General features: G+C 65.9%; 27 protein-coding genes. 9 read left to right on the top strand and 18 right to left on the bottom strand.

The window, feature by feature from the left end:
* Positions 1–9 precede the first annotated feature (9 nt).
* Both ispF and carD read right to left on the bottom strand, forming a co-directional pair.
* On the bottom strand, positions 10–489 hold the full coding sequence (gene ispF / locus ACIA48_RS20535) for a 2-C-methyl-D-erythritol 2,4-cyclodiphosphate synthase (protein ID WP_396735574.1): 480 nt from the start codon (positions 487–489) through the stop codon (positions 10–12).
* Positions 490–494: 5 nt separating this feature from the next.
* Positions 495–983 carry an RNA polymerase-binding transcription factor CarD gene (gene carD / locus ACIA48_RS20530; RefSeq protein ID WP_003888533.1) on the bottom strand — a complete coding sequence of 163 codons (489 nt, stop codon included), beginning with the start codon at positions 981–983 and terminating at the stop codon, positions 495–497.
* A 239-nt stretch (positions 984–1,222) separates the two neighbouring features.
* Here carD and ACIA48_RS20525 point away from each other — a divergent pair, with 239 nt between their 5' ends.
* From ACIA48_RS20525 to disA, 3 genes are all read left to right on the top strand, one after another.
* The gene (locus ACIA48_RS20525) at positions 1,223–1,786 is read left to right on the top strand and encodes a hypothetical protein (protein WP_396735568.1); all 564 of its coding nucleotides are present in this window, start codon (positions 1,223–1,225) and stop codon (positions 1,784–1,786) included.
* A gap of 67 nt (positions 1,787–1,853) precedes the next feature.
* Positions 1,854–3,236 carry a DNA repair protein RadA gene (radA, locus tag ACIA48_RS20520; RefSeq protein WP_396735566.1) on the top strand — a complete coding sequence of 461 codons (1,383 nt, stop codon included), beginning with the start codon at positions 1,854–1,856 and terminating at the stop codon, positions 3,234–3,236.
* Positions 3,237–3,245: 9 nt separating this feature from the next.
* Complete coding sequence (disA, locus tag ACIA48_RS20515; RefSeq protein ID WP_396735563.1) at positions 3,246–4,364, top strand: DNA integrity scanning diadenylate cyclase DisA; 1,119 nt, start codon at positions 3,246–3,248, stop codon at positions 4,362–4,364.
* Here disA and ACIA48_RS20510 read toward each other — a convergent pair.
* Together ACIA48_RS20510 and ACIA48_RS20505 are read right to left on the bottom strand one after the other, a co-directional pair.
* Positions 4,361–5,116, bottom strand: coding sequence for a hypothetical protein (locus ACIA48_RS20510; RefSeq protein ID WP_396735560.1), 756 nt, complete (start codon positions 5,114–5,116; stop codon positions 4,361–4,363). The genes disA and ACIA48_RS20510 overlap by 4 nt on opposite strands.
* Before the next feature lie 71 nt (positions 5,117–5,187).
* Positions 5,188–5,808 (bottom strand): carbonic anhydrase, encoded by a 621-nt coding sequence (locus ACIA48_RS20505; protein ID WP_396735557.1) that lies wholly within the window; start codon positions 5,806–5,808, stop codon positions 5,188–5,190.
* Between ACIA48_RS20505 and ACIA48_RS20500 the strand changes: the two genes are divergently transcribed.
* Entirely contained in the window at positions 5,807–6,676 is an 870-nt protein-coding gene (locus ACIA48_RS20500; protein ID WP_396735554.1) for an A/G-specific adenine glycosylase, read from the top strand. The genes ACIA48_RS20505 and ACIA48_RS20500 overlap by 2 nt on opposite strands.
* A 13-nt stretch (positions 6,677–6,689) precedes the next feature.
* Positions 6,690–8,054 (top strand): alpha/beta fold hydrolase, encoded by a 1,365-nt coding sequence (locus tag ACIA48_RS20495; protein WP_396735551.1) that lies wholly within the window; start codon positions 6,690–6,692, stop codon positions 8,052–8,054.
* Here the strand turns inward: ACIA48_RS20495 and ACIA48_RS20490 are convergent.
* On the bottom strand, positions 8,051–9,040 hold the full coding sequence (locus ACIA48_RS20490) for a helix-turn-helix domain-containing protein (RefSeq protein ID WP_396735548.1): 990 nt from the start codon (positions 9,038–9,040) through the stop codon (positions 8,051–8,053). The two genes, ACIA48_RS20495 and ACIA48_RS20490, sit on opposite strands and share 4 nt — an antisense overlap.
* Positions 9,041–9,111: 71 nt before the next feature.
* Between ACIA48_RS20490 and ACIA48_RS20485 the strand changes: the two genes are divergently transcribed.
* Positions 9,112–9,378, top strand: coding sequence for a hypothetical protein (locus ACIA48_RS20485; protein ID WP_396735545.1), 267 nt, complete (start codon positions 9,112–9,114; stop codon positions 9,376–9,378).
* Here the strand turns inward: ACIA48_RS20485 and ACIA48_RS20480 are convergent.
* Positions 9,352–10,122, bottom strand: a complete 771-nt coding sequence (locus ACIA48_RS20480) for an alpha/beta fold hydrolase (protein ID WP_396735542.1) — start codon at positions 10,120–10,122, stop codon at positions 9,352–9,354. The genes ACIA48_RS20485 and ACIA48_RS20480 overlap by 27 nt on opposite strands.
* Before the next feature lie 24 nt (positions 10,123–10,146).
* Here ACIA48_RS20480 and mhuD point away from each other — a divergent pair, with 24 nt between their 5' ends.
* Positions 10,147–10,458 (top strand): mycobilin-forming heme oxygenase MhuD, encoded by a 312-nt coding sequence (gene mhuD / locus ACIA48_RS20475; protein ID WP_396735539.1) that lies wholly within the window; start codon positions 10,147–10,149, stop codon positions 10,456–10,458.
* Positions 10,394–11,803, top strand: coding sequence for a serine hydrolase (locus ACIA48_RS20470; protein WP_396735537.1), 1,410 nt, complete (start codon positions 10,394–10,396; stop codon positions 11,801–11,803). The genes mhuD and ACIA48_RS20470 overlap by 65 nt, the downstream gene beginning before the upstream one ends.
* 102 nt (positions 11,804–11,905) lie before the next feature.
* Here ACIA48_RS20470 and ACIA48_RS20465 read toward each other — a convergent pair whose 3' ends face one another.
* The 6 genes from ACIA48_RS20465 to lysS form a co-directional block, all read right to left on the bottom strand.
* A complete protein-coding gene (locus tag ACIA48_RS20465) occupies positions 11,906–12,457 on the bottom strand; it encodes a histidine phosphatase family protein (RefSeq protein ID WP_396735534.1) in 552 nt (183 codons plus the stop codon).
* Positions 12,454–13,260: a CbtA family protein gene (locus ACIA48_RS20460; protein ID WP_396735531.1), complete on the bottom strand. Its 807-nt coding sequence runs from the start codon at positions 13,258–13,260 to the stop codon at positions 12,454–12,456. Before ACIA48_RS20460 ends, ACIA48_RS20465 begins: the two co-directional genes overlap by 4 nt.
* 24 nt (positions 13,261–13,284) lie before the next feature.
* On the bottom strand, positions 13,285–13,500 hold the full coding sequence (locus tag ACIA48_RS20455) for a CbtB domain-containing protein (protein ID WP_396735528.1): 216 nt from the start codon (positions 13,498–13,500) through the stop codon (positions 13,285–13,287).
* Positions 13,501–13,763: 263 nt separating this feature from the next.
* A complete protein-coding gene (gene clpC1 / locus ACIA48_RS20450) occupies positions 13,764–16,307 on the bottom strand; it encodes an ATP-dependent protease ATP-binding subunit ClpC (RefSeq protein WP_396735525.1) in 2,544 nt (847 codons plus the stop codon).
* A 267-nt stretch (positions 16,308–16,574) separates the two neighbouring features.
* Positions 16,575–16,916, bottom strand: a complete 342-nt coding sequence (gene lsr2 / locus ACIA48_RS20445) for a histone-like nucleoid-structuring protein Lsr2 (RefSeq protein WP_396735522.1) — start codon at positions 16,914–16,916, stop codon at positions 16,575–16,577.
* Between the two features lie 126 nt (positions 16,917–17,042).
* On the bottom strand, positions 17,043–18,551 hold the full coding sequence (gene lysS, locus ACIA48_RS20440) for a lysine--tRNA ligase (protein ID WP_396735519.1): 1,509 nt from the start codon (positions 18,549–18,551) through the stop codon (positions 17,043–17,045).
* A 23-nt stretch (positions 18,552–18,574) separates the two neighbouring features.
* On the opposite strand from lysS, the gene ACIA48_RS20435 reads away from it, so the two are divergent.
* The gene (locus tag ACIA48_RS20435) at positions 18,575–19,837 is read left to right on the top strand and encodes an alanine racemase (RefSeq protein WP_396735517.1); all 1,263 of its coding nucleotides are present in this window, start codon (positions 18,575–18,577) and stop codon (positions 19,835–19,837) included.
* A 7-nt stretch (positions 19,838–19,844) separates the two neighbouring features.
* Here ACIA48_RS20435 and ACIA48_RS20430 read toward each other — a convergent pair whose 3' ends face one another.
* The 6 genes from ACIA48_RS20430 to ACIA48_RS20405 all read right to left on the bottom strand — a co-directional run bounded on the left by ACIA48_RS20430 (position 19,845) and on the right by ACIA48_RS20405 (position 24,730).
* Positions 19,845–20,114, bottom strand: a complete 270-nt coding sequence (locus ACIA48_RS20430; RefSeq protein WP_396735515.1) for a hypothetical protein — start codon at positions 20,112–20,114, stop codon at positions 19,845–19,847.
* Between the two features lie 130 nt (positions 20,115–20,244).
* Complete coding sequence (locus ACIA48_RS20425; protein WP_396735512.1) at positions 20,245–21,060, bottom strand: type III pantothenate kinase; 816 nt, start codon at positions 21,058–21,060, stop codon at positions 20,245–20,247.
* A gap of 38 nt (positions 21,061–21,098) precedes the next feature.
* A complete protein-coding gene (gene panD / locus ACIA48_RS20420) occupies positions 21,099–21,506 on the bottom strand; it encodes an aspartate 1-decarboxylase (protein WP_396735510.1) in 408 nt (135 codons plus the stop codon).
* A complete protein-coding gene (gene panC / locus ACIA48_RS20415; protein ID WP_396735508.1) occupies positions 21,506–22,441 on the bottom strand; it encodes a pantoate--beta-alanine ligase in 936 nt (311 codons plus the stop codon). The genes panD and panC overlap by 1 nt, the downstream gene beginning before the upstream one ends.
* Positions 22,438–23,358, bottom strand: a complete 921-nt coding sequence (locus ACIA48_RS20410; protein ID WP_396735505.1) for a Rossmann-like and DUF2520 domain-containing protein — start codon at positions 23,356–23,358, stop codon at positions 22,438–22,440. The genes panC and ACIA48_RS20410 overlap by 4 nt, the downstream gene beginning before the upstream one ends.
* Before the next feature lie 88 nt (positions 23,359–23,446).
* Positions 23,447–24,730, bottom strand: coding sequence for a DUF6779 domain-containing protein (locus ACIA48_RS20405; RefSeq protein WP_396735502.1), 1,284 nt, complete (start codon positions 24,728–24,730; stop codon positions 23,447–23,449).
* Between the last annotated feature and the right edge of the window lie 8 nt (positions 24,731–24,738).

Here is a 24,738-nt window from a genome sequence, read left to right as displayed (position 1 = left end):
TTACCGGGCTTATTCGGCTGGAATGACCAGTGCGGTCGCGATCGCGGCCAAACCTTCACCGCGTCCGGTCAGACCCAGACCGTCAGTCGTGGTCGCCGATACCGATACCGGGGCATCGATGAGTTCGGACAGCAACTTCTGCGCCTCGGCACGGCGCGGCCCCACTTTGGGCTCGTTACCGATGACCTGTACGGCGGCATTGCCGACGCGATAGCCCTCGGCTACCAGCAGGCCGTGTACGTGACGCAGCATCTCCGCTCCGCTGACGTTGCGCCATTCGGGGCGGCCGGTGCCGAACACTTCTCCGAGATCGCCGAGCCCGGCGGCGGAAAGCAGGGCGTCACACAGCGCATGCGCGGCGACGTCACCATCGGAATGCCCGGCGCAGCCGTCAGCATCAGCGAACGACAGGCACAGCAGCCAGCACGGCCTACCGGCCTCGATCGGGTGTACGTCGGTGCCGAGCCCGACTCTGGGCAGGCCCGTCATGGCCTTCAGGAGGCGGCAGCAAGTGCCTCGTCGAGAATGGTCGCCGCCTTCTCGTCGTCGGTGTTCTCCGCGAGCGCGAGCTCACCGACGAGGATCTGACGGGCCTTGGCCAGCATGCGCTTCTCGCCTGCGGACAGGCCACGCTCCTGGTCACGGCGCCACAGATCGCGGACGACCTCGGCCACCTTGTTCACGTCACCGGAGGCCAGCTTCTCGAGATTGGCCTTGTAGCGACGCGACCAGTTGGTCGGCTCCTCGGTATGCGGTGCGCGAAGCACCTGGAAAACCTTGTCGAGACCTTCTTGCCCGACGACGTCTCGCACGCCCACGTATTCGGCATTCTCCGCAGGGACTCGAACGGTGAGATCGCCCTGGGCAACCTTCAAGACGAGATATTCCTTCTGTTCGCCTTTGATGGTCCGGGTTTCGATCGCTTCGATCAGCGCGGCGCCGTGGTGTGGATAGACGACGGTGTCTCCGACCTTGAAAATCATCAGATTAGAGCCCCTTTCACAACCCAATGTTAGCACGGGGTCCGGACAGGCGTGGATCAACGGTGCAGGTCAGGGGCACTCCAGGTCGAGACTAGGGGTTGACAGCGTGACGAATACGTGCAACACGCTGCGGCCATCGAGAAAACTGCGGACCGTCCGTCGGCCCTCAGCTACCGCCCGCCACGCGCACCTACTACAGTCCATAGTCGAATCCAAAGTCCGTCGAGCAGGAGGCACGTGTGGACCGCTTCAAACTGGCCGCCTGTGGACTGGCAGCCGCCGTCGTCATGAGCGGCTGCGGAGCCGGGCAGGTTTCCCAGACGGCCACCCAGGAAGCCGCGGTGAACGGCACCAGCGCGAACATCGGGAAGATCGCGGTGCGCAACGCCCACCTGCGGGTCGACCTGAAGACGGATTACGCCCAACCGGGTAGTGAAGTCGAGCTGATCTTCGTCGCCTCCAACAACTCGCCGGATGTCAACGACAAGCTGGTGTCCATCACGTCCGACGTCGGAACGGTGACACTGTCCGGAGACACCGCGCTGCCCGCGGCGGGCACGCTCGTCGTCGGCGCCCCCGACGGGCAAATAAGTCCGTTGGAGAGCGTCGAGACGGTCGAGGCCGCGGAGGCCAAGGTGGAGCTGACGAAGCCGATCACCAACGGCCTCACGTACAACTTCACGTTCAAGTTCGAGCAAGGCGGCGAGGGCACCTTCGCGGTGCCGGTCTCCGCTGGTGAAAGCCCCCGCCGCGAAGAAGGCGGCAGCGGCGGCCACTCGGGCGGCGGCTCCGGCGGCCACTGACCGCAGAACTCCGCGACACGGCACCTCACCACGGACTTCTGTCGGTCCCTGAGGATACGGTCGGCTCGTGGCCAAAGCGCGTTCGCAGTATCGCTGCTCCGAATGCCACCACGTCACCGCGAAATGGGTCGGCAGATGTGCCGACTGCGGCACCTGGGGCACGGTTGACGAGGTGGCGGTGCTCTCCGCCGTCAACGGCTCGTCGATGCGGCGTGCGATCGCCCCGACCTCGCCGGCCGTACCCATCACCTCGATCGACCCCGGCCGCACCCGGCACGTCCATACGGGAATCCCCGAACTCGACCGCGTTCTCGGGGGCGGGGTCGTCCCCGGATCGGTGACGCTGCTGGCCGGTGAGCCAGGAGTCGGCAAGTCGACGCTGCTGCTGGAGGCTGCGCACAGGTGGGCCGGGAGCGGAAAGCGCGCGCTGTACCTGTCGGGCGAGGAGTCAGCAGGCCAGATCCGGATGCGCGCCGAGCGCACCGGCTGTACACACGACGAGGTCTATCTGGCCGCCGAATCGGACCTGCAGATGGTGCTCGGCCACATCGACGAGGTGAAGCCCAGCCTGGTCATCGTCGATTCGGTGCAGACCATGTCGACGACGGAAGCCGAGGGCGTCACCGGCGGCGTCACCCAGGTCCGCGCGGTCACCACGACCCTGACGATGGCCGCCAAGACCTCCGGGGTGGCGATGATCCTCGTCGGCCACGTCACCAAGGACGGCGCGATCGCGGGTCCACGCTCGTTGGAGCACCTCGTCGACGTCGTCCTGCACTTCGAGGGTGACCGGCAGTCGTCGCTTCGCATGGTCCGCGGCATCAAGAATCGCTTCGGTGCCGCTGATGAAGTCGGTTGTTTCCTGTTGCACGACAACGGAATCGAGTGTGTATCGGACCCGTCGGCACTGTTTCGGGATCAGCGGCCCAAACCGGTGTCAGGTACCGCGGTCACCGTCGCACTCGACGGTAAGCGCCCGCTTATCGGCGAGGTGCAGGCGCTGCTCGGAGCACCGGCGAGCGGTTCGCCGCGGCGGGCCGTCAGCGGTATCGACTCGTCGCGCGCCGCGATGATCACCGCGGTGCTGGAGAAGCGGGCCAAGCTACCGGTCGGCGCCAACGACATCTACCTGTCGACGGTCGGGGGCATGCGGTTGACGGATCCGTCTGCGGATCTCGCGGTGGCGCTGGCGATCGCATCGTCGTGCATGGACTTGCCGATGCCCGCCGCAGCCGTGGCGATCGGTGAGGTCGGACTGGCCGGCGATCTACGCCGCGTCACCGGTATGGATCGGCGGCTGGCCGAAGCCGCACGGTTGGGGTTCACCTCGGCCGTGGTGCCTCCTGGCGTGACGGCGGTGCCCGCGGGGCTGCGCGCGATGCCGGCCGACGATATCGGCTCGGCATTGCGGGTGCTGCGGCAGATCGCGCAGAATAGCGGCCAGTCGTAGGAGGGATCGATGGCGGTCAAGCCTGGTGGAAGGTCCAGCCGCACCGTTGTGCAGCTGGCCAGGCCGACTCTGCGCGAGACGATTTCCCGACTGGCACCTGGGACGGCGCTGCGTGACGGGCTCGAGCGCATCCTGCGTGGCCGCACAGGCGCGCTGATCCTCGTCGGCTACGACGACAGCGTCGAGGCGATCTGCGACGGCGGATTCTCGCTCGACGTCCGTTACGCGCCGACGCGACTGCGTGAGCTGTCGAAAATGGACGGCGCCGTCGTGCTGTCCAGCGACGGCAGCCGCATCCTGCGGGCCAATGTCCAGCTGGTGCCCGATCCGTCGATCCCCACCGAGGAGTCCGGCACGCGGCACCGGTCGGCGGAACGCACGGCCATCCAGACGGGCTATCCGGTGATCTCGGTGAGCCATTCGATGAGCATCGTGACCGTCTACGTGGCCGGGGAACGCCACGTGATCCCCGACTCGGCGACCATTCTGTCCCGCGCCAATCAGACCATCGACACAATGGAGCGCTACAAGGCCCGGCTCGACGAGGTCAGCAGGCAGCTGTCGACGGCCGAGATCGAGGACTTTGTCACGCTGCGCGATGTGATGACGCTCGTGCAGCGGCTGGAGATGGTGCGACGCATCAGCCTCGAAATCGATTCCGACGTGGTCGAACTCGGCACCGACGGACGTCAGGTCAGGCTGCAGCTGGAGGAGCTGGTCGGCGACAACGAGACGGCGCGCGAGCTGATCGTGCGTGACTACCACGCCAATCCGGACCCACCGACCGCCGCCCAGGTGAGCGCGACGTTGGAGGAGCTGGACCATCTCTCCGACAACGAATTGCTCGACTTCACCGCTCTGGCAAGGGTTTTCGGATACCCATCGACTGCCGAGGCGCAGGATTCGGCGATGAGCTCGCGCGGTTACCGTGCGATGGCGGGCATTCCGCGGCTGCAGTTCGCCCACGTCGACCTGCTGGTGCGCTCGTTCGGCTCGCTACAGGGTCTGTTGGCCGCGAGCGCGACCGACCTTCAGAACGTCGAAGGCATCGGATCGATGTGGGCACGCCACATCCGAGAAGGCCTGTCGCAGTTGGCCGAATCGACGATCGCCGACCGGCTGGCCTAACCCACTGCGGGTGGTGGCGGCGGTGCGTCACCTGGCGGCGGCGCCGGAGCGGGCGCAGCGAGACCGAATGGGACGGCCGCGGAGCGCAGGTTACCCAGCTGAACGACCAGGTTGTACATCCCGGGGCCGATGGGCTGGCGTGGCAGCGGGCAGTTCGGCGCCGATCCCATGCCGGTCCAGGTCACTTCTGTCGTCACCTGCTCACCGGGCTGGAACGTCTTGACCAGCGTCTCGTTCGACGGTGCGCAATCCAGGTTCGACCACAGCCTGCCGTTTTCCAGCGTGTAGACATAGGCGGCCAACACCGCGGCACCCACGTCGCGCTTGCACGCCACCAGACCGATGTTGGTGACCACCATCGTGAACTTCGGCTGATCGCCGACGACGTACTGCGGCTGGTTGGTGATGCCCTTGACGGCCAGCGTCGAATCGGGACAGTCATCGCCCTCGTTCAGCACTGGCGGCGGGGCCACAGCCGCGGTGGGGGTCGGGGTCGGTGCCGGAGCGTTCTGCGCCGGCGGCATCACCGGCGTCTTGACCTCGGGGTTCTCCCCCGGCACCTGTGTCGGTGTGGCGGCAGGCGGGGCGGGCTGTTCGGCGGCGGTGTTCTCGGTGCCGCCGGTGGACTTGATGATCACCACGGAGAGGGTCGCGATCACGGCGATCACGACCGCCGCAACGCCCAGCGCCAGTGCCCTGCGGCGCCAGTAAATCTGTTGGGGAAGGGGGCCTTGCGGTTCTAGATCCAGCACAATTCACACGGTAAAGCCAGATAATGCCTGTTCGTCCGAGGTGACTCGGCGTGTCGCCTATGAGGGCTGATTCAGCTTTCGCCGATGTCGCCGATGTGGTCCCGCAAAACCACCTTGCCGTCGGCCAGCTGATAGGTCAGGCCGACGATCGCCAACGTGCCCGCCTCGACGCGTTCGGAGATGGCTGTGGATCGGGCCATCAGCTGCGAACCGGTCTCTGTGACGTGGCGGGCCTCGAACTCGTCGACCCTGCTCAAACCCTCGCGACGGCCCACGAGGATCGACGGCATCACCCGCTCCACGATGTCGCGCACGTAACCGCCGGGCACCGCTCCCTCATCGAGCGCCGCGAGCGTCGCCTTCACCGCGCCGCAGCTGTCGTGACCGAGCACCGCGATCAACGGCACGTTGAGTACGGCTACCGCGTACTCGATCGAGCCGAGTACCGCCGAGTCGATGACGTGGCCCGCGGTGCGCACCACAAACATGTCGCCGAGGCCCTGATCGAAGATGAGCTCGGCGGCCACCCGGCTGTCTCCGCAGCCGAAGACCACCGCCGTCGGCTTTTGCGCCTCCGCCAGGCTGGCCCGATGCTCGATGCCCTGGCTCGGGTGCTCTGGCTCACCGGCAACAAACCGCTCGTTACCCTCTTTGAGTGCTTTCCACGCGGTCACTGGGCTGGTGTTGGGCATGACCGATATTGTGCCTCAGCTGCTCGACTGGTATCGCAGGGAGCAGCGCGATCTGGCGTGGCGACGGCCCGGCGTGTCCCCATGGCAGATTCTGGTCAGCGAATTCATGCTCCAGCAGACGCCCGTGGCCCGGGTCGAACCGATCTGGCTGGCTTGGATCGAGCGTTGGCCGACGCCGTCCGCCACCGCCGCCGCAAGTGCGGCTGATGTGCTGCGCGCGTGGGGGAAGCTCGGCTATCCGCGCCGCGCCAAGCGGCTGCACGAGTGCGCGACGGTGATCGCCACCGATCACGACGACGCGGTGCCGTCGGACGTCGAGACGCTGTTGACGCTTCCCGGGATCGGCGCGTACACAGCCAGGGCTGTCGCCTGTTTCGCCTACCGACAGCGAGTACCCGTCGTGGACACCAACGTGCGCCGGGTGGTGGCCAGGGTGGTGCACGGTCGCGCCGATTCGCCGGCGTCGGTTCGCGATCTCGACGATGTCGCGGCCCTGCTGCCCGATAGTGCCGAAGCGCCAACGTTTTCGGTGGCCTTGATGGAACTCGGGGCGACCGTGTGCACTGCGCGCTCACCTCGATGCGGGCTCTGTCCGTTGAGTGTGTGCGCGTGGCGGTCGAGAGGCTATCCGGAAGCCGCGGCGCCCGCGCGACGGGTCCAGAAGTACGCCGGAACCGATCGCCAGGTGCGCGGCCGGCTATTGGATGTGTTGCGCGGCAACGACTCTCCGGTGCCACGCGCGGAGCTCGACCTGGCGTGGCTGACCGACACCGCCCAGCGAGACCGCGCGCTGGACTCGCTGCTGGTCGACGGGCTGGTCGAGCAGACCGCAGACGGGCGTTTCGCCCTTGCCGGAGAAGGCGAATAGTTAGCCTGGTCATGTGGCTGTGACCGGTTCGGGGGCGCCGCGAACTCGCTACGCATCGCGTGGCGATTTGGACATCGCATACCAGGTCCTCGGGGACGGACCAACCGACGTCGTGGTGATGCCGGGGCCCTTCATCCCGATCGACTCCATCGACGCCGAGCCGTCGATGTACCGCTTCCACCGGCGACTTTCGTCGTTCTGCAGGCTGATCAGATTCGACCACCGCGGCATGGGCATGTCGTCGCGCATCGGCTCCGACAAGATCACCCCGGCCTGCTGGGCCGAGGACGTCGTCGCGGTGATGGACGCCGTCGGTTCCGAGCAGGCGACGATATTCGCAACGGGGTTCTCGGCGATGAGTGCGCTGTTTCTGGCCGGTGACCGGCCAGAGCGGGTGTCCAACCTGGTGATCGTCAACGGCGCCGCGCGGGCGCTGTGGGCGCCGGACTACGAGGTGGGATCCCGCACCACCGCGGCGAGCCGCTTCACCACGGTCGCAGTCGAACCCGACGCCGTCGAGCAGGGCTTCGACGTGCTCGCCTACCTTGCACCGTCGGTTGCCGACAACGTCGCGTTTCGGACCTGGTGGGACGCGGCGGGCAATCGCGCGGCGTCACCAAGCATGGCCCGCAGATCGAGTCAGGCGCTGGTCGAGGCCGATGTGCGCGACAAGCTGCCACACATCACGGCGCCGACGCTGGTGCTGCACCGCCGGGATACGGCGTTCGTCCCCGTCGGACATGGTCGCTATCTGGCCGAACACATCGCGGGTGCCCGTTATGTCGAATTGCCCGGCGCGGACTCGCTGTACTGGGTCGGCGACAGCGGACCCATCATCGACGAGATCGAAGAGTTGATCACAGGAATCCGCGGTGGTGCGGATTTCGAACGAGTGCTGACCACAATCGTTTTCACCGACATCGTCTCCTCGACGCAGCGCGCGGCCGCTCTGGGCGACGACCGATGGCATGGCCTGCTCGACAACCACGACACCCTCGTGCGGCGCGAGCTCGAGCGGTTCCGCGGCATTGAGGTGAACACGGTTGGCGACGGCTTCGTCGCCATGTTTCCCAGCCCCAGTGCGGCCATTCAATGTGCCTCCGCGATCGTCGATGCCGTCGGGGCGCTCGGCATCGAAATCCGTGCCGGTATCCACGCGGGCGAGGTCGAGGTGCGTGGTGACGACATCGCTGGAATGGCCGTGCACATCGGTGCGCGGGTGTCTGCGCTGGCGGGACCGAGTGAGGTCCTGGTGTCCTCGACTGTCCGCGAGATCGTCACGGGATCGCGACACGCATTCGACGACCGCGGCGAGCACGATCTCAAGGGAGTGCCGGGCCGCTGGCGGGTGTATGCGCTGGTGCGCGACGCTGTCTAGGCGGTGGCAGCTTCGTCATCGTCGGAGTCGCCAGAGTCGTTGCAGCAGAACCGGCGTCGATAGTCTGACGGCGTCACCCCGATGATGCGACGGAAGTGGTGACGCAGGAGGGTGGCTGTGCCGAAGCCGGACCGCTCGGCAATACGGTCGATGTCCAGATCGGACTCCTCGAGCAGGGTGCGGGCATAGAGCACACGCTGATCGGTGACCCATTGCATCGGTGTGCGACCGGTCTCCTCGACGAACCGGCGCGCGAACGTGCGGGCCGACATGTGCGCGCGCGTCGCCAGTGTCGCGACGGTGTGCGGCTGGTCGAGGTTGGCGAGAATCCAGTCCAGTTGCGGCGCGAAACGTTCCGAGCACCGCACCGGTATCGGCTGATCGATGTACTGACGTTGACCGCCGTCGCGTTGCGGGGGCACCACCATCCGGCGCGCGATCTTGTTGGTGACCTCACTGCCGAGTTCGCGGCGGACCAGATGAAGACACGCATCGATGCCGGCAGCGGTGCCCGCGCTGGTGATCAGATTCCCGTCGTCGACAAACAACACATTGCGGTCGACTTGCGCGGTCGGATACTGATGAGCCAGGTCGTCGGCGTGCATCCAGTGCGTGGTGCACGGCCTGCCGTCGAGGAGTCCGGCGGCGCCCGCGACGAACGCGCCCGAGCAGACCGTGAGGATGATCGACCCGGACTCGGCGGCGGCCTTCACGGCCTCGAGCGCTTCGGGCAGGTACTCCGATCCGCCGATCGCCGGGATGGCCACCAGATCCGCGCCAATGAGGTCATCGAGGCCGTGATCGGGGATGATCGTCGCGCCGACCGAGGTCCGCAGCGGCTTGCCCGGCTCCGGCCCGCAGACCTTGAAATCAAAGTTCGGTACCCCGTCTCCGGAGCGGTCGATTCCGAAGACCTCGCAGATCACGCCGAACTCAAAAATCGCTAGACGGTCCAGCACCAGCGCCGATACGCTTTTCAATGCCATGGCAGCATTTTATCGCAAGGTGTCCTTCCTGCCACTGTTGGCGGAATATATGTGAGCGGAGCATTACTGCCATGACCACTGCACTGACGTTCCTCATCCTGATCGCCCCCTTGGCGGTGGCAGTGACCCTCAGCTGGGCCGCACATCGCACCGGCTCCCTGCGGCTTCGGCTCGACCAATTCCGGATGGCAGGCCCGATGTCCGGACGGTTCTTCAGTCCTGATCTGGCTGACGACCGCGACGCATTCCGCATCGACCATGATGTGGACGCGGTGCGGACGCGCTTCGAGCAGCATCCATTCTGGCCTGCGTCAGGGTCGATGAGCGAGGGTCGCTAGAAACGACTCGACGGCGTCTTGATAGATCTGCGGCGCATCGTCGTGGATCAGGTGACCGGCTCCGGGCACGTGCAGATACGTCGTCCGCTGACCGGACTCCGCCATAGTGAGCATCTGCCCCGGCGGCGTCACAGAGTTGCCCGCCTCTATGAGCAGTGCGGGTGCGCGCACCATCGACCACTGCCGCCAGTAGTCGCGAGTCCCCCACTCGGCCGCGATCTCGATCCACGTCTTCGTATGCCCATGCAGTCGCCAACCGGTATCGGTCTTGTCGAACGCCTCGAGGAAGTACTGCCCGGCGACGGGTCCGAACTCGTCGTAAACCCTTTGCGCTGTGTCGAATTCGACCGGCAGCGCGTGGAGCCAGGGTTCCCACGGGCCGGTGGTACGGCCCCGGAAGTCCGGAGCCATGTCCTCGATGACGAGTGCACGCACCAGGTCGGGCCGGCTCGCGGCGAGACACCACGAGTGCAGTGCACCCATCGAGTGCCCGACCATGACAGCCGGGGCGCCGAGCGCCTCGATGGCCTCACCGAGGTCGGCGACGAAGCGCTCGGTGCTGATCGGATAAGGATCCTCGACATCGCGCCCGCGGTGCCACGGCGCGTCGTACGTGTACACCCGGCCCAGCCGGGCGAGCCATGGCAGCTGCCGTGACCACGTGCTGCCCCGGCCCATCAGACCGTGCACGAGGACCAGCGGCTCACCGGTTCCGCCTCGGGGCGTCAGCAGGTCAGGGGCCATGGGTCCGCACGGTAACCTAGCGACATGCCCGTGGTGAAGATCAACGCAATCGAGGTACCGCCCGACGCAGGGCCTGAGTTGGAGAAGCGGTTCGCGCACCGCGCGCACGCCGTCGACAACCAGCCCGGCTTCCTGGGCTTCCAGCTGCTGCGCCCGATCAAGGGTGAAGACCGCTACTTCGTGGTGACCCAGTGGGAGTCCGAGGAGGCATTCCAGGCGTGGGCGACGGGCCCCGCCATCGAGGCGCACAAGGGACAGGCTGCCAACCCCGTTGCCACCGGCGCATCGCTGCTCGAGTTCGAGGTTGTCCTGGACGTTGCTGGCACCAGTAAGTAAGGCGCGCCGGGCGGCGGGCCCGCTGCTCGCCGTCGCGGTCGTCGTCGCGGTGGTTACCGGCTGTACCAATACCGCGACGCCGGTGCCCGCGGCGGACGCGAGCTATGGCGTGCCCATCGAGATCAACACCCCACCCGGCCTGCGCGCCAAGCAGACCATCGACATGCTCAACTCCGAATGGCCCATCGGCACGGTCGGGGTGCGCACGCTGGCCGCCCCTGACCAGGTCAACGGAGTCACGTCCGCCATGGGCAACCTGTGGTTGGACCGCCCGATCACCGTCGCCGGTATCGACATCGGAGCCGGGCATGCCACCATGCACGTCCTGACGTCCTACGGTGTCGCACAGGATATTTCGCTACGCACCAATGATGCCGGCCTCGTCGATCGTTTCGAGGTGTCGCTGCAGGAACCCGTGATCAACACGTGGCAGGACATCGACACCGAACTGTCGAAGACGGACGCGCGGTACTCCTACCTAGTCTCGAAGGTCGACTTGAGCGGTCCGGCTGGGAAGTGCACTACGGTCGCGGGCACCAACACCGAGCTGTCGCTGCCGCTGGCGTCGATCTTCAAACTCTATGTGCTGCTTGCGGTTGCGGAAGCCGTGCAGGCCGGCACCCTCGAATGGACCGACCCACTCACCATCACCAAAGAAGCGAAAGCCGTCGGATCGGCCGGCCTGCAGGAGCTTCCGCCCGGGGCGCAGGTGTCCGTGCGCAAGGCCGCCCAGGAAATGATCTCGGCGAGCGACAACATGGCGACCGATCTGCTGATCGAGCGGCTTGGCCCCGGCGCCGTCGAACGTGCTCTGGTCACCGCGGGTCATCACGACCCGGCGAGCATGACGCCGTTCCCGACCATGCACGAACTGTTTTCAATCGGCTGGGGCCAGCCGGACCTCCGTGAGCAATGGAAGCAGGCTTCGCCACAGGTTCGCGCCCAACTATTGGAGCAGACGAATTCCCGTCCGTTCCAACCAGATCCGGTTCGCACTGGAACGCCTGCATCCGAGTACGGCGCAGAGTGGTACGGCAGCGCATCCGATATCTGTCGCGTACATGCCGCGTTGCAGGCCGCCGCTGTCGGTGAAGCCGCTCCGGTGCGGGACATCCTCTCGGCCGTTCCCGGTATCTCGCTCGACGAGTCGCAGTGGCCCTATATCGGCGCCAAGGGCGGAAACCTGCCGGGGGACCTGACATTCAGTTGGTACGCGGTGGACCGCACCGGCCAGCCCTGGGTGGTTAGCTTCCAGTTGAACTGGCCCCGCTTTCGCAGTCAGACCGCCGCGGGCTGGCTGTTGTCGGTCGCGCACAAGACATTTGACTTGATCCCGATGGGCTAGTGTCACCCTCGCCTCGGACGCCGACGCAATGTCGTGCTGACAGCGCTGCCGCGGCTATATATGCACGGCCACGCTCTCAGGCCGACATTGTGCTCTGATGGGTTAGTTGTTCGACCGTAGCGTCCAGGCGTGCCCACGAAAATGCATGATCGTCCGGCTCGCCGGCGCAATGTCGATGCGCCAGAACGACTTCGGTGGTGCGTCAAGCGCGATGACGATCGCCGCACGGATCACGGACGGATGGGTGACGGCGACCAACCGGGCCCGGTCGGCGGTGAGCGATTCCATCCAGGCCCTCACCCGCTCGATCAGATCGACAACGGACTCGCCGCCATGCGGTGCGCGCGTCGGGTCCGTCAGCCAGATCGCCAAGTCCGCGGGATCCACGTGGGCGAGGACATCTCCTCGCCAGCGACCGCAGTCCAGGTCGGCCAGTCGAGTGTCGATACTTGCCTGCAGGCCAAGCAGTTCCGCTGTTTGCCTGGACCGTTTCTCGGGCCCGCAGTAGGCGCGTTCGGCGACACCGAGTTCCGTCGAGGCGTCGACCTGACGGTGACCGACGGCGTTCAGCGGCTCGTCGGTGGGAAACCGCCCGGCTGCCATCGCATCGGTCATGGCATGCGATACGAGGGTCAGCCGGACGACCTCACTCACACCGAAACGGTGTCCCGTTGCTTATCGCCCAACAGCTTTGCCGCCATCGCTCCGAAGACCAATCCGATCGTCGCGTAGATGATCAGCTGGTTCCCGAGCGAGTACAGCCGGAAGTCGTAGAGCAGGTCGGCCGGGAAGCCTTCGTAGACGATGTTGCCCGCGTCGTCGAGCAGCGGACCCGGTGTCTCGTCGATGGTCGGCAGCACGAGCATCACGATCGCCGACGCCGCGACGTAGGCACCCGCGGCCGCCAGTGCCGCGTTCCAGGCGCCGAGTTTCTCGTTGAGACGACGGCCCAGATATACCGCTGCGACCAGGAGCGCCGCGGACAGCGCGACCATCAGCAGGTACAGCAGGGTGCGTTGACGGATGGTCTCGTCGAGGCTGAGCGCGGGAGGGCTCGGCGGATACTTCAGCGCGGGCACGACGAACAGGCTGAGCAGCATGCCGCCCGCCACGTACAAAGACGTCAGTCGCGCCGAGATGTTGCCCACCCGGCCGTAGGCGACCGCAAACACGACGGCGAACAACGCCCCGATGGCGATGCTGAACAGCAGCACGCCGAGCCCCATGCCGATGTTCATCTGCACAGCGCGGGTGAAACCCTCGAATCCGCCTTCGCCGCCGCCGTGATCATGTCCGCCTGCGGCCCCGGACAAAGCTTCGTGCGCCGCACCAATGCCGTCTTCATAACCGATTGCCTTGTCGATGACAGGCTCGATGAAAATCCGGGAGAAGATGAACGACAGCACTCCCGCGGCGGCGCCGGCCAGCAAGCCACGCCAAATAATCTGCTTTTCCATTGTTTGTGGGTTCCCTCTGCGCGATCAGTGGCAGGGGAAGCCGAGCAGATGCCGGGCGTCGTGGACGAACTCATGAACCATCGTGTTGCTACCGAACACCGACGTGGCGCCCTGGTCCATTCCGATGAAATAGATGACCAGCAGAGCGAAGAACGCCGTGAGGGTCAGCCAGACCGCCGCCTTGGTGGCGGAGAAGTCGATCGGCGTCGCCCGCGATGTGCGGGCCTGTGGAGATGTCATTGTCAGGTCCTTCCCGGGATTTCGCGTCCCAGCTTTCGCACGGCGAGCCGTGCATGTACCAAGGGTTGACGACGGACGTCGGGTCTGACTTAACAGTGGCGCGACCGTTCTGGACTCTCACCAGATTCCTTCGCCCGTCGATTACACCAGCATCCTAAGCAGACGGTCCACCGTTCGGGACAGGAGGACATGCATTCGAAACAAAGACGGCAACACGAAGGCCCCGAAACCAATGGTTTCGGGGCCTTCGCGTGTCGTTCGAATTACTCGGTGCTTGTCGCGCCAGCAGCACCGGCCTGCGCCAGGTCTGCAGGCTCCTCCACCTTCGCCGGCTTCTTGCTGCCCTTGAAGGTGAAGACCGCATCCTCGCCCGAGCCTTCGCCGTCCCAGTTGTCGACGTCGACGGTCACGAGCTGACCGGGACCGACTTCCTCGAAGAGGATCTTCTCGGACAGCTGGTCCTCGATCTCACGCTGGATGGTGCGACGCAGCGGCCGCGCGCCGAGCACGGGGTCGAACCCGCGCTTGGCCAACAGGGACTTGGCCTTGTCGGTCAGCTCCATGGCCATGTCCTTGCCCTTGAGCTGCTTCTCCACCCGGCCGATCATCAGGTCGACCATCTTGATGATCTCGTCGCGAGTCAACTGGTGGAAGACGATGATGTCGTCGATGCGGTTGAGGAACTCCGGCCTGAAGTGCTTCTTCAGCTCGTCGTTGACCTTCTGCTTCATCCGCTCGTAGTTGTTCTCGCCGCCACCCTGGGTGAAGCCGAGCCCAACCGCCTTGGAGATGTCGGACGTGCCGAGGTTCGAGGTGAAGATCAGCACGGTGTTCTTGAAGTCCACCGTGCGACCCTGACCGTCGGTCAAACGGCCATCCTCGAGGACCTGCAACAGGCTGTTGTAGATCTCCTGATGGGCCTTCTCGATCTCATCGAACAGCACCACGGAGAACGGCTTGCGGCGCACCTTCTCGGTGAGCTGGCCGCCCTCCTCGTAGCCGACGTAGCCCGGAGGGGCACCGAACAGCCGCGAGGCGGTGAAGCGGTCGTGGAACTCACCCATGTCGATCTGGATGAGCGCGTCGTCGTCGCCGAACAGGAAGTTGGCCAGCGCCTTGGACAGCTCGGTCTTACCGACACCGGACGGGCCGGCGAAGATGAACGAGCCCGACGGCCGCTTGGGATCCTTCAGACCCGCGCGGGTACGCCGGATCGCCTTGGAGACGGCCTTGACGGCGTCCTCCTGGCCGATGATCCGCTTGTGCAGCTCGTCCTCCATGCGCAGCAGCCGAGTGGTCTCCTCCTCGGTCAGCTTGAACACGGGGATGCCGGTCCAGTTGCCGAGTACCTCGGCGATCTGCTCGTCGTCGACCTCGGCCACGACGTCGAGATCACCTGAGCGCCACTGCTTTTCACGCTCGGCACGCTGCGCGACAAGTTGCTTCTCCTTGTCGCGCAGGCTGGCGGCCTTCTCGAAGTCCTGAGCGTCGATCGCGGATTCCTTCTCGCGACGCGCCTCGGCGATCTTCTCGTCGAACTCGCGCAGGTCCGGCGGAGCGGTCATCCGGCGGATGCGCATCCGCGCACCGGCCTCGTCGATCAGGTCGATCGCCTTGTCCGGCAGGAACCGGTCGTTGATGTAGCGGTCGGCCAGGGTGGCCGCGGCCACGATAGCGGGATCGGTGATCGAAACCCGGTGATGCGCCTCGTAACGATCGCGCAGTCCCTTGAGGATCTCGATGGTGTGCTCGACCGTCGGCTCGCCGACCTGCACCGGCTGGAAGCGACGCTCCAGCGCGGCGTCCTTCTCGATGTACTTGCGGTACTCGTCGAGGGTGGTGGCGCCGATGGTCTGCAGCTCGCCACGGGCCAGCTTCGGCTTCAGGATCGACGCCGCGTCGATGGCGCCCTCGGCGGCACCCGCACCGACGAGCGTGTGCAGCTCGTCGATGAACAGGATGATGTCGCCGCGGGTGTTGATTTCCTTGAGCACCTTCTTGAGGCGTTCTTCGAAGTCACCGCGGTAGCGGCTGCCGGCGACCAGTGAGCCGAGGTCAAGTGTGTAGAGCTGCTTGTCCTTCAGCGTCTCGGGGACCTCGCCGTGAACGATCGCCTGCGCCAGACCCTCGACGACCGCGGTCTTGCCGACGCCCGGCTCGCCGATCAGCACCGGGTTGTTCTTGGTGCGGCGGCTCAGCACCTGCATGACCCGCTCGATTTCCTTCTCACGGCCGATGACCGGATCGAGCTTGCCTTCCATCGCGGCGGCGGTGAGGTTGCGGCCGAACTGGTCGAGGACCAGCGACGTCGACGGGTTGCCCGCCTCGCCGCCACGGCCACCGGTACCGGCTTCCGCGGTCTCCTTGCCCTGGTATCCGCTCAGCAGCTGGATCACCTGCTGACGCACCCGGGTCAACTCGGCGCCCAGCTTCACGAGGACCTGGGCGGCGACGCCCTCGCCCTCACGAATCAGGCCGAGCAGGATGTGCTCGGTGCCGATGTAGTTGTGACCGAGCTGCAGCGCCTCGCGCAGCGACAGTTCAAGCACCTTCTTGGCGCGGGGTGTGAACGGAATATGGCCGGACGGCGCCTGCTGGCCCTGGCCGATGATCTCCTCGACCTGGCTGCGCACGCCCTCGAGCGAAATGCCCAGTGACTCCAGCGACTTGGCGGCTACGCCTTCCCCCTCATGAATGAGCCCAAGGAGGATGTGCTCGGTTCCGATGTAGTTGTGGTTGAGCATCCGGGCCTCTTCTTGAGCCAGGACGACGACCCTGCGGGCACGGTCGGTGAATCTCTCGAACATCGGTGGTTACCTGCTCTCCATCAATAGACTCGGCGCCTTGCACTTGATTAAGTGCGCCGCACCTGCCATCCACTCTAATGGGCGACGGACCCAGGTGCCCCGCCTCCCGGTCTGCTCTAAGCGGACAGGGGCACCACCAACGCGTGCGGTGGCTCGTCCCCGGGTGCTATCGAGTTTCAACGCCCGGGCGACGTGATTGTTTCCGCAGATCGCTGCTGCGGGCTTCGCCGCCAGCGAACGTGTGAACTATTCCACCGCGTGAATTATTTACGTTGCCGCATGAAATGCGTCGATGACGTCTGCCGGAATTCGTCCACGGGTGGACACATTGTGTCCGTTGCGCCGGGCCCAGTCCCGAATCGCGGCGCTCTGCTCGCGGTCGATCGCAGCCCGACCACGGCCGGAACCTGCTGAGCGACCGCGTCGGCGGCCGCCGACCCGGCGTCCCGCCTCGACCCATTGCTTGAGGTCATTTCGCAGCTTGGTGGCATTTTTCGAAGAAAGATCGATCTCGTAGCTGACGCCGTCGAGCCCGAATTCAACCGTCTCGTCTGCTGCGCCCTCGCCGTCGAAATCATCGACCAGCGTGACGGTCACTTTCTTGGCCATTAGCCCACTCTGCCCTTCTCGGCAACAACCTTGATGAATTGATAAGCCTGTGATCCCCCGACCTAATGTGCCACAGTAAAACACACCATTCAAACAAGATGGTAAATCGGGCAACTTCGGCTTAGATCACATGCCTTGACGTCGAACTATCGGGAACAGAACTGTGTCCCGAATCGACAGTCCCGTCAAAGCCATCAACAATCTATCGATACCCATTCCGGTGCCGGTCGAGGGCGGCATCGCATACTCCAGGGCGGCGAGGAAATCCTCATCTAGAGCCATTGCCTCGTCATCACCCGCAGCCGCCGCGCGCGCTTGCGCTTCGAACCTTTCGCGTTGGATAACTGGGTCGATGAGTTCGGAGTAACCAGTCGCGAGCTCGAAGCGCCGCACATAAAGGTCCCATTTCTCGGTGACGCCGGCGATGCTGCGGTGTTCACGAGTCAATGGGGTCGTTTCGACGGGAAAGTCCCTGACGAAGGTGGGGGCCCACAGCGAGTTTCCCACCGTGTGCTCCCACAGTTCCTCGACCAATTTCCCGTGTCCATAGCCGCGATCGCGCGGAATCTCGACATCCAACCTGTCGGCGATCGCCCATAAGTGATCGGCAGGTGTATCCGGAGTGATCTCTTCACCAAGCGCTTCCGACAGCGATGAATACATTTGTATTGACTGCCATTCGCCGTCGAGATCGTAGACACTGCCATCAGGCAATGGGACCTTTCTGGTGCCGATCGCCTCGTCAGCGACCTCCTGAATTATCTCTCTGGTGACGACTGCGGAATCGTCGTACGTGCCGTACGCCTGATATGTCTCGAGCATCGCGAATTCCGGTGAATGCGTCGAATCCGCGCCCTCGTTTCGAAAGTTGCGATTCAACTCGAAGACCCGCTCGAATCCGCCGACCAAGCAACGCTTCAGGAAAAGCTCCGGAGCGATACGAAGGTACAGATCCGTGTCGAGCGCATTGGAGTGCGTGACGAATGGGCGCGCGGCAGCACCACCGGCCAGCGTCTGCAGCATCGGCGTCTCGACCTCGAGGAAACCGCGTCGTTCCAGTGCCGAGCGCACAGCGCGAACCACGGCGACGCGCTGGCGCGCGATGGTGCGGGCCTCCGGGCGCACGATCAGATCGACATAGCGTTGCCGAACCCGCGACTCTTCGCTCATCTCTTTGTGTGCAACGGGAAGTGGCCGCAGGGACTTCGACACGATCTGCCAGAAATCGGCGAGCACGGAAAGTTCACCGCGCCGCGAGCTGATTACCTCGCCGTGAACAAAAACAATGTCGCCGAGGTCGACATCGGCCTTCCATGCGTCCAGCGATTCCTGACCGACCTTGTCGAGGCTGATCATGACCTGCAGTTGCGTGCCGTCGCCCTCCTGCAATGACGCGAAACACAGCTTTCCGGAATTGCGGGCGAACATGACGCGGCCCGCGACACCGACGATCAGTCCGGTCTCGGCGTTGGCCTCCAGGTCAGGGTAGGTCTCGCGGATCTCGGCGAGAGTGTGCGTGCGAGCGACCTCGACGGGATACGGATCGCGCCCTTCGGCCAGCAGACGTTCCCGCTTGCCCTGACGGATCCTGTACTGCTCGGGGATGTCGGCTTCGGGCGGATCAGGTGCGGTCACGACAGGCCAGCTTAAATCAACTCATGACCGCGCCCATCAACGCAGCAGCCGTCGCGGCACTTGCCTTGGACCCGCTGGACTGGCGGTTCAAAGGCCTGCCTGCAACGTGGTGGGGTCGCACACCCGCCGACGTGTGCGCAGAGTCACCTCCTCTGTTCGAAGGCGGGATCGCCGGCTCAGCCGGCGGTGACGGAGCCGTCGGCCCGGTCTGTGTGCTGCTCGCGGACGCTCTGTCGGCGAACCTCGCCACGATGGCGAAGTGGTGTGACGACCGAGGGGTGGAGCTCGCGCCCCACGGCAAGACGCATATGTCACCTCAGCTGCTGGCCCGTCAGTTGGCGGCGGGTGCGTGCGCGGTCACGGCGGCCACCATCAGCCAGGTCCGGATCTTCCGCGCGTTTGGTGTGCGCGACGTCGTCCTTGCCAATGAGCTGGTCGACCCGGCTGCGCTGCACTGGCTGGCCGCAGAACTCGACGCCGACGCCGACTTCACCCTGGTGTGCTGGGTCGACTCTCTGCGCGGCGTCGAGCTGATGACGGCGGGACTGACGGCGGCGGGCGCGGTGCGGCCGGTGGACGTCTGCGTGGAGGTCGGCATGCCGGGTGGGCGCACGGGGTGCCGCGACGCGGACGGCGTCGACGCGGTGGCCCGTGCCGTCACGTCGTCCCCCCGGCTGCGCTTGGTCGGCGTAGCCGGCTACGAAGCGGCGCTGGGGCACGACCTGGGCGCCGAGACCGTCGCCGGTGTTCGTGCGTATCTGGCCGACGTGCGGGCCGCACTGCTGCGGCTGGCGCCGATCATGGAAACCGACGACATCATCACGACGGCGGGCGGCAGCACGTATTTCGACATGGTCGCCGACACGCTCACCCGGTGGCCCGCCGATCTGCGGGTGCGCACGATCCTGCGCAGCGGGTGCTATCTGACGCACGACGACGGTCTGTACCGCCGTACGTCTCCGCTGCGCGGGGAGCTGCAGTCGGCATTGCGGGTGTGGGCGCAGGTGGTGTCGCGTCCCGAAACCGACCTCGCGGTGCTTACGCTGGGCCGTCGCGACGTGTCCTTCGACCAAGACCTGCCGGTCCCGCACAGCTTGTCGACCGCACACGTCGTCAAGCTCAACGACCAGCACGCGTATCTGCGACTCAACGGGGACGATGCGGCGGTCGGCGACTGGGTGGAGTTCGGAATCAGCCATCCGTGCACGGTTTTCGACAAGTGGCCGATGATCCCCGTGCTCGACGGGGACGGTCACGTCGTCGACCTGATCCGGACGTTCTTCTAGACCTGGATCAAGGGAAGCAGATCATCCCCTTGCAGCCACCTTTATCGGGCGAGGGCAGGACGGTTTCCGGGCCGGGCGAGGGTGGCGCCGGCGCCTCCGGACCCTTCGGGGGCATACAAGAGCCGATGGTCGAGCATGGGCCATTGGGGCTGGGGCGTGGACCGTCGATCGTGGCGCCCGCGGCACCCGCGAACACGGTGCTCAATGCTGCCGCGCCGATGACAGCGCCGACAGCTCGCCGGAACGTGATTGCCGCGGTGGTGTGCTTGATGGTCATTTGGTGTCCCTTCGATCGTTTGGATGTTTGCGGAGCGTCGGATGAAATCCTCGTGCTCTCGCCGTCATTCCGTAATCGTGGGGAGGCCAGCATTCACCTGTGAACGGGATAGATTTTCCTATCCCGTGGGCTAGCGGGCCTGCTTCAGCCGACCCCGCTGGCTGTCGCGGTTGCGCTCGAACACCAGCCGCAGACCGTCGAGGGTCAAGTGCTGGTCGTAATGCTCGACGGTGTGCACATCCGGCAGCACCAGGGGTGCTCCGTGCCCGGTGGCCACCACCGTGACGTCGTCACCGTCGAAACCGTCGATGTCGGCGCGGATTCGGTTCACCAATCCGTCCACCAGGCCCGCGAATCCGAACACCGCTCCGGCCTGCATGCACTCGACGGTGTTCTTGCCGACGACCGATCGCGGCCGGGTCAGCTCGACGCGACGCAACGCGGCTGAACGTTCCGCCGCCGCGTCGGACGACACCTGTACGCCGGGGGCGATGGCGCCGCCGAGAAACTCTCCCTTGGCCGAAACCACGTCAACGCAGATCGACGAGCCGAAATCGACAACGATGGCCGCGGTGCCGTACTTATGAAAGGCGGACAGACAGTTGACGATACGGTCTGCGCCAACCTCCTTGGGGTTGTCGACCAACAGCGGGACTCCGGTGCGCACACCCGGCTCGATGAGCACATGCGGCACCGACGGCCAGTACTGCTCGAGCATCAGGCGCACCTCATGCAGCACCGAGGGCACGGTGGACAATCCCGCGGCGCCGGTGAGTTGCTCGGCGTCATCGCCGATCAGGCCGTCGATCGTCAATGCCAACTCGTCGGCGGTCACCTCTGACTCGGTGCGTATCCGCCAGTGGTGCACAACTTTTGCGTGGTCGCCAGAACCCGACACCAGTCCGACGACGGTGTGGGTGTTGCGAACGTCGATTGCGAGCAGCACGGTCTACTCCACCGATTCTGGGGTCACTTCGTTCCTGCTCACCGTGGCGACATCAGCTCGGCCGCATCGGCCGGCACGTAGGCAGCGTCGTGACCGAGATCGATCTGCTTGTTGTCCGTGTCGACGAAGACCACCCGCGGCTGATACTCACGCGCCTCGGCGTCCTCCATCGTGCCGTAGGCGATCAGGATCACCAGGTCGCCGGGATGCACCAGATGTGCTGCGGCGCCGTTGATCCCAATCACGCCGCTGCCGCGTTCACCGGTGATCGCATAGGTCACCAGGCGCGCCCCATTTTCGATGTCCACGATCGTCACCTGCTCACCCTCCAGCAGGTCGGCCGCATCCATCAGGTCGGCATCGATTGTGACCGAGCCGACGTAGTGCAGATCGGCCTGCGTCACCGTCGCGCGGTGGATCTTGGACTTCAGCATTGTTCGTAACATCAATTCCTCCACGGCAATTCGTGTTCGTCGTATTCGACATCCGGACCGTTGCCGGACGGCATTCCGATGTCGATGGCGATGTTGTCCAGAAGTCGGGTTCGTCCCAGTCGGCCCGCGACCAGCATTCGCGCCATCCCCACCGAGGGAGCGGGGCCCATCATCGGGTCACGCACCTCGAGGTAGTCCAGGTCGATGGCGGGCACCTCGTCAAGTACAGCGCGGGCAGCGTCCAGCGCGGCCGCCGAACCCTCACCGGCCCCGTACATCCCCGCGAGCAGCGCCGCCGAAAGTGCGCCTGCCTGTTCACGTTCGACGTCAGTGAGGTAACGGTTGCGAGACGACAGCGCGAGGCCGTCGGGTTCACGCACGATCGGCACGCCGACGATCTGGATACCGAGATCGAGGTCTACGGCCATCTGCCGGATCAGCGTCAGCTGCTGGTAGTCCTTCTCGCCGAAGAATGCGCGATCCGGGTGCACGATGTTGAGCAATTTGAGCACGACCGTCAGAACTCCGGCGAAATGTGTTGGCCTCGCGGCACCTTCGAGCTCCGCGCCGAGCGGGCCCGGGTGGACTGAGGTGCGCATGCCGTCGGGGTACATGTCGGCGGCCGTCGGCGTGAACACGATGTCAACACGTTCCTCGCGTAGCGCGGCGAGGTCGGCGTCAAGCGTGCGCGGGTATGCGTCGAGGTCCTCGTTCGCACCGAATTGCAAGGGGTTCACGAAGATCGACACCACGACGACTGCACCCTGGACTCGCTTGGCAGAACGGATCAGGGTGAGGTGGCCCTCGTGCAGCGCGCCCATGGTCGGCACCAGCATCACCCTGCGTCCAGTCGCCCGAAGCGCCTTGGTGACGTCGGAGACGTCCCGCGGCGACGAGTAGACGTTGAGCTCACCCGCGTTGAACTGTGGCTTAGGGGTCGTGATCATCGCTTCGATCCAAGCACTGCGAACACCTCGTCGGGGGCGTGCGCACGCTGCGCGGTCCGTAATGAAATGGCCCGATACGCCTGTGCCAGATGGGGATCGGATTCTGTCAGCGCCTCCAAATGGCGCGCGACCGCGTCCGCATCACCGCGCGCGACCGGACCCGTCAGCGCACCCTGGCCGCGCACCAGTGCGTTCTCCAACGACGCTCGTGCCAGTGGACCGACGACTCGCTCGGCGATGCCGCCGGGTGCCTCACCGATGAGCTCCTGGCCGAGCAGTTCCTGGCCCCACAGTGCGGAGCGCAGCGCCTCGACCGCGTCGAGTACCACGGTGACGAGGTGATTGCTCGCATGCGCCAACGCAGCGTGATACAGCGTCCGGGCGTCTTCGCGAATACGGAACGGCTCGCCGCCGATCTCCAGCACCAGCGATTGGGCGATCGCGTATCCGACTTCGTCGGCCGCAGTTACCCCGAAACACGCCTCGGGCAGACGCGCGATGTCCTCGTCACCGCCGGTGAAGGTCATGGCCGGGTGAATGGCCAGCGGTATGCAGTCCTGTTCGGTCAGCGGAGCCAGCAGGCCGATGCCGTTGGCGCCCGACGTGTGCGCCACGATCGTGCCCGGACGAACGGCGCCCGTCGCCGCGAGCCCGGAGACCAGTCCGGCCAGGGCCGCGTCGGGCACTGCGAGCAGTAGCAGTTCAGCGCGTCCGGCGACCTCGTCGACCGGCAGCACCGCAGTGTCGGGCAACCGGCGCTGCGCGCGCTCGCGCGACGCGCGCGATATGGCACTGCACCCGACGACGACGTGCTCGGCGCGCTCCAAGGCAACGCCGAGGGCGGTACCCACGCGACCAGCGGAAACGATGCCGATCGTGAGCCGCGCCGGGCGGAATCCGTCAGAGGGGGTCCCCATTGAAACCACGCAGACGACCTCGCTGAATGTCGAGAGTTCTTCGTTCCGGTCCTGCGATGCGGGTACCGGACGGTCGACAAAGCCTAACTCACTCGTCGCGGCGTCGGCGACGACCGCCCCCGGACGGGGCTGCCTGCAGCCGCGCCAGCAGGTCGGCCACCGACTGCCCGCCGGTAGTCTCATCGTCGGAACTGCGGTGCCGCCGCGACGTCGGCGGTGGCTCAGTCGGCTCCGGCTCGGCGTGCGGTGGCGGCTCGGACGATTCGGTGGCCAGGGTCGGCGGCGCGGGGGGCTTACCGGGGTCGACAGCCTCCGGCGGCGCCGAGTGCCGACCGCGGCGGGGCAGCTCGGGCGGCGGTGTCGACATCGCCGGCTGCGAATGCGGAGCGCCGGGTGCGGGTGCGCGTCGTCGGCCGACGTACTCGCCGGCGGTCCCGTTGGCCGGCTGCTCCGGCGGGAGCGGGGGCGGGGGCGGGGGCGCGACCCAGTTGCTGCCCGGCGTCCCGGCCGGAATCCAGCGTCCCTCCGCGGGCGCGGGCTCCCAGTCGGAGACGGGAGCGGGCTCGGGAGGCGCAGGCGGAGGTGGTGGAGGCGGCGGGGGCGGAGCTGGTACGGGCTCGGGTGGCTTCGGCGGCTCTTGTCCTGTCGGCCAAGTGAATTGGGTGGTGCGCTCGTTCTCCGTCGGCGGCGGGACCGGTGGCGGGGGCGCACTGGGGGCATACCGACGGTTCTCCCGCTCGGCCTCCGCGCCCCTTCGATGCGCGCCACCGGCGTTGTCGGGCGGCGTCCATTCGTATTCGGGCGGGTGCGGTTCCTCGTGCACGTCAATGATCGGGCTTTCATCGGTGCGGAAGTCGGTGTCCTCGCGATCCTCGGTGTCGATGCGGCTGGCCGTGACCCGCGCGCTGGTTCGGTCGTGCTCGAGCGCGGGCCGATGCGACAGGTCGGCGTCGAACAGGATTTCCAGGTTGGCCCGCAGAGCGGCCAGCTCGGCGCGAAGACCGGCTACCTCATCGGCCGCCTGCGCGCGGATTTCCGAGACCAGCTCGCGGCGCAGCTGCGACTCCACCGACAGTTCGTACTCCCTGCGTGCGGAGATCTCACGATCGAGCTGCAGGTCGTAGACGAGCTTGAGATCGCGAACCTTCGCCTGGTCCAGATCGCTCTGCCTGCGGTAGATGACCGATACGAAGGCCGCCACCACCGCGGCCCAGAGCGCCAGGATGACAGCGAGTTTCAGTAACTCCACCCGGTCGGTGAACACGAGGGCTGAACTGGAGCCGATGGCGAGCACCAGCAACACCGTCAACAGCACCCAACCGGGCCGGCGCCCGCTGCGCCGAGGCCGGGCGCTGCGGGTCGGTTCGGTCATGGGGCGAC

The sequence above is a fragment of the Mycobacterium sp. NPDC051804 genome, from assembly GCF_044452905.1.
Lineage (GTDB): Bacteria > Actinomycetota > Actinomycetes > Mycobacteriales > Mycobacteriaceae > Mycobacterium.
Note: the sequence above shows the minus strand (reverse complement) of the source record. Positions and strands in the feature narration are given on the sequence as shown.

Coding starts and splice junctions, on each gene's coding strand:
- panD (WP_396735510.1), bottom strand. CDS start 21,506: ATGTTACGAACAATGCTGAAGTCCAAGATCCACCGCGCGACGGTGACG.
- lsr2 (WP_396735522.1), bottom strand. CDS start 16,916: ATGGCCAAGAAAGTGACCGTCACGCTGGTCGATGATTTCGACGGCGAG.
- carD (WP_003888533.1), bottom strand. CDS start 983: ATGATTTTCAAGGTCGGAGACACCGTCGTCTATCCACACCACGGCGCC.
- ACIA48_RS20455 (WP_396735528.1), bottom strand. CDS start 13,500: ATGACATCTCCACAGGCCCGCACATCGCGGGCGACGCCGATCGACTTC.
- ACIA48_RS20410 (WP_396735505.1), bottom strand. CDS start 23,358: ATGGGGACCCCCTCTGACGGATTCCGCCCGGCGCGGCTCACGATCGGC.
- ACIA48_RS20505 (WP_396735557.1), bottom strand. CDS start 5,808: ATGCCCAACACCAGCCCAGTGACCGCGTGGAAAGCACTCAAAGAGGGT.
- ACIA48_RS20430 (WP_396735515.1), bottom strand. CDS start 20,114: ATGACCATCAAGCACACCACCGCGGCAATCACGTTCCGGCGAGCTGTC.
- disA (WP_396735563.1), top strand. CDS start 3,246: ATGGCGGTCAAGCCTGGTGGAAGGTCCAGCCGCACCGTTGTGCAGCTG.
- mhuD (WP_396735539.1), top strand. CDS start 10,147: ATGCCCGTGGTGAAGATCAACGCAATCGAGGTACCGCCCGACGCAGGG.
- clpC1 (WP_396735525.1), bottom strand. CDS start 16,307: ATGTTCGAGAGATTCACCGACCGTGCCCGCAGGGTCGTCGTCCTGGCT.
- ispF (WP_396735574.1), bottom strand. CDS start 489: ATGACGGGCCTGCCCAGAGTCGGGCTCGGCACCGACGTACACCCGATC.
- ACIA48_RS20460 (WP_396735531.1), bottom strand. CDS start 13,260: ATGGAAAAGCAGATTATTTGGCGTGGCTTGCTGGCCGGCGCCGCCGCG.
- panC (WP_396735508.1), bottom strand. CDS start 22,441: ATGATCACGACCCCTAAGCCACAGTTCAACGCGGGTGAGCTCAACGTC.
- ACIA48_RS20480 (WP_396735542.1), bottom strand. CDS start 10,122: ATGGCCCCTGACCTGCTGACGCCCCGAGGCGGAACCGGTGAGCCGCTG.
- ACIA48_RS20485 (WP_396735545.1), top strand. CDS start 9,112: ATGACCACTGCACTGACGTTCCTCATCCTGATCGCCCCCTTGGCGGTG.
- ACIA48_RS20490 (WP_396735548.1), bottom strand. CDS start 9,040: ATGGCATTGAAAAGCGTATCGGCGCTGGTGCTGGACCGTCTAGCGATT.
- ACIA48_RS20405 (WP_396735502.1), bottom strand. CDS start 24,730: ATGACCGAACCGACCCGCAGCGCCCGGCCTCGGCGCAGCGGGCGCCGG.
- ACIA48_RS20435 (WP_396735517.1), top strand. CDS start 18,575: ATGACCGCGCCCATCAACGCAGCAGCCGTCGCGGCACTTGCCTTGGAC.
- ACIA48_RS20500 (WP_396735554.1), top strand. CDS start 5,807: ATGACCGATATTGTGCCTCAGCTGCTCGACTGGTATCGCAGGGAGCAG.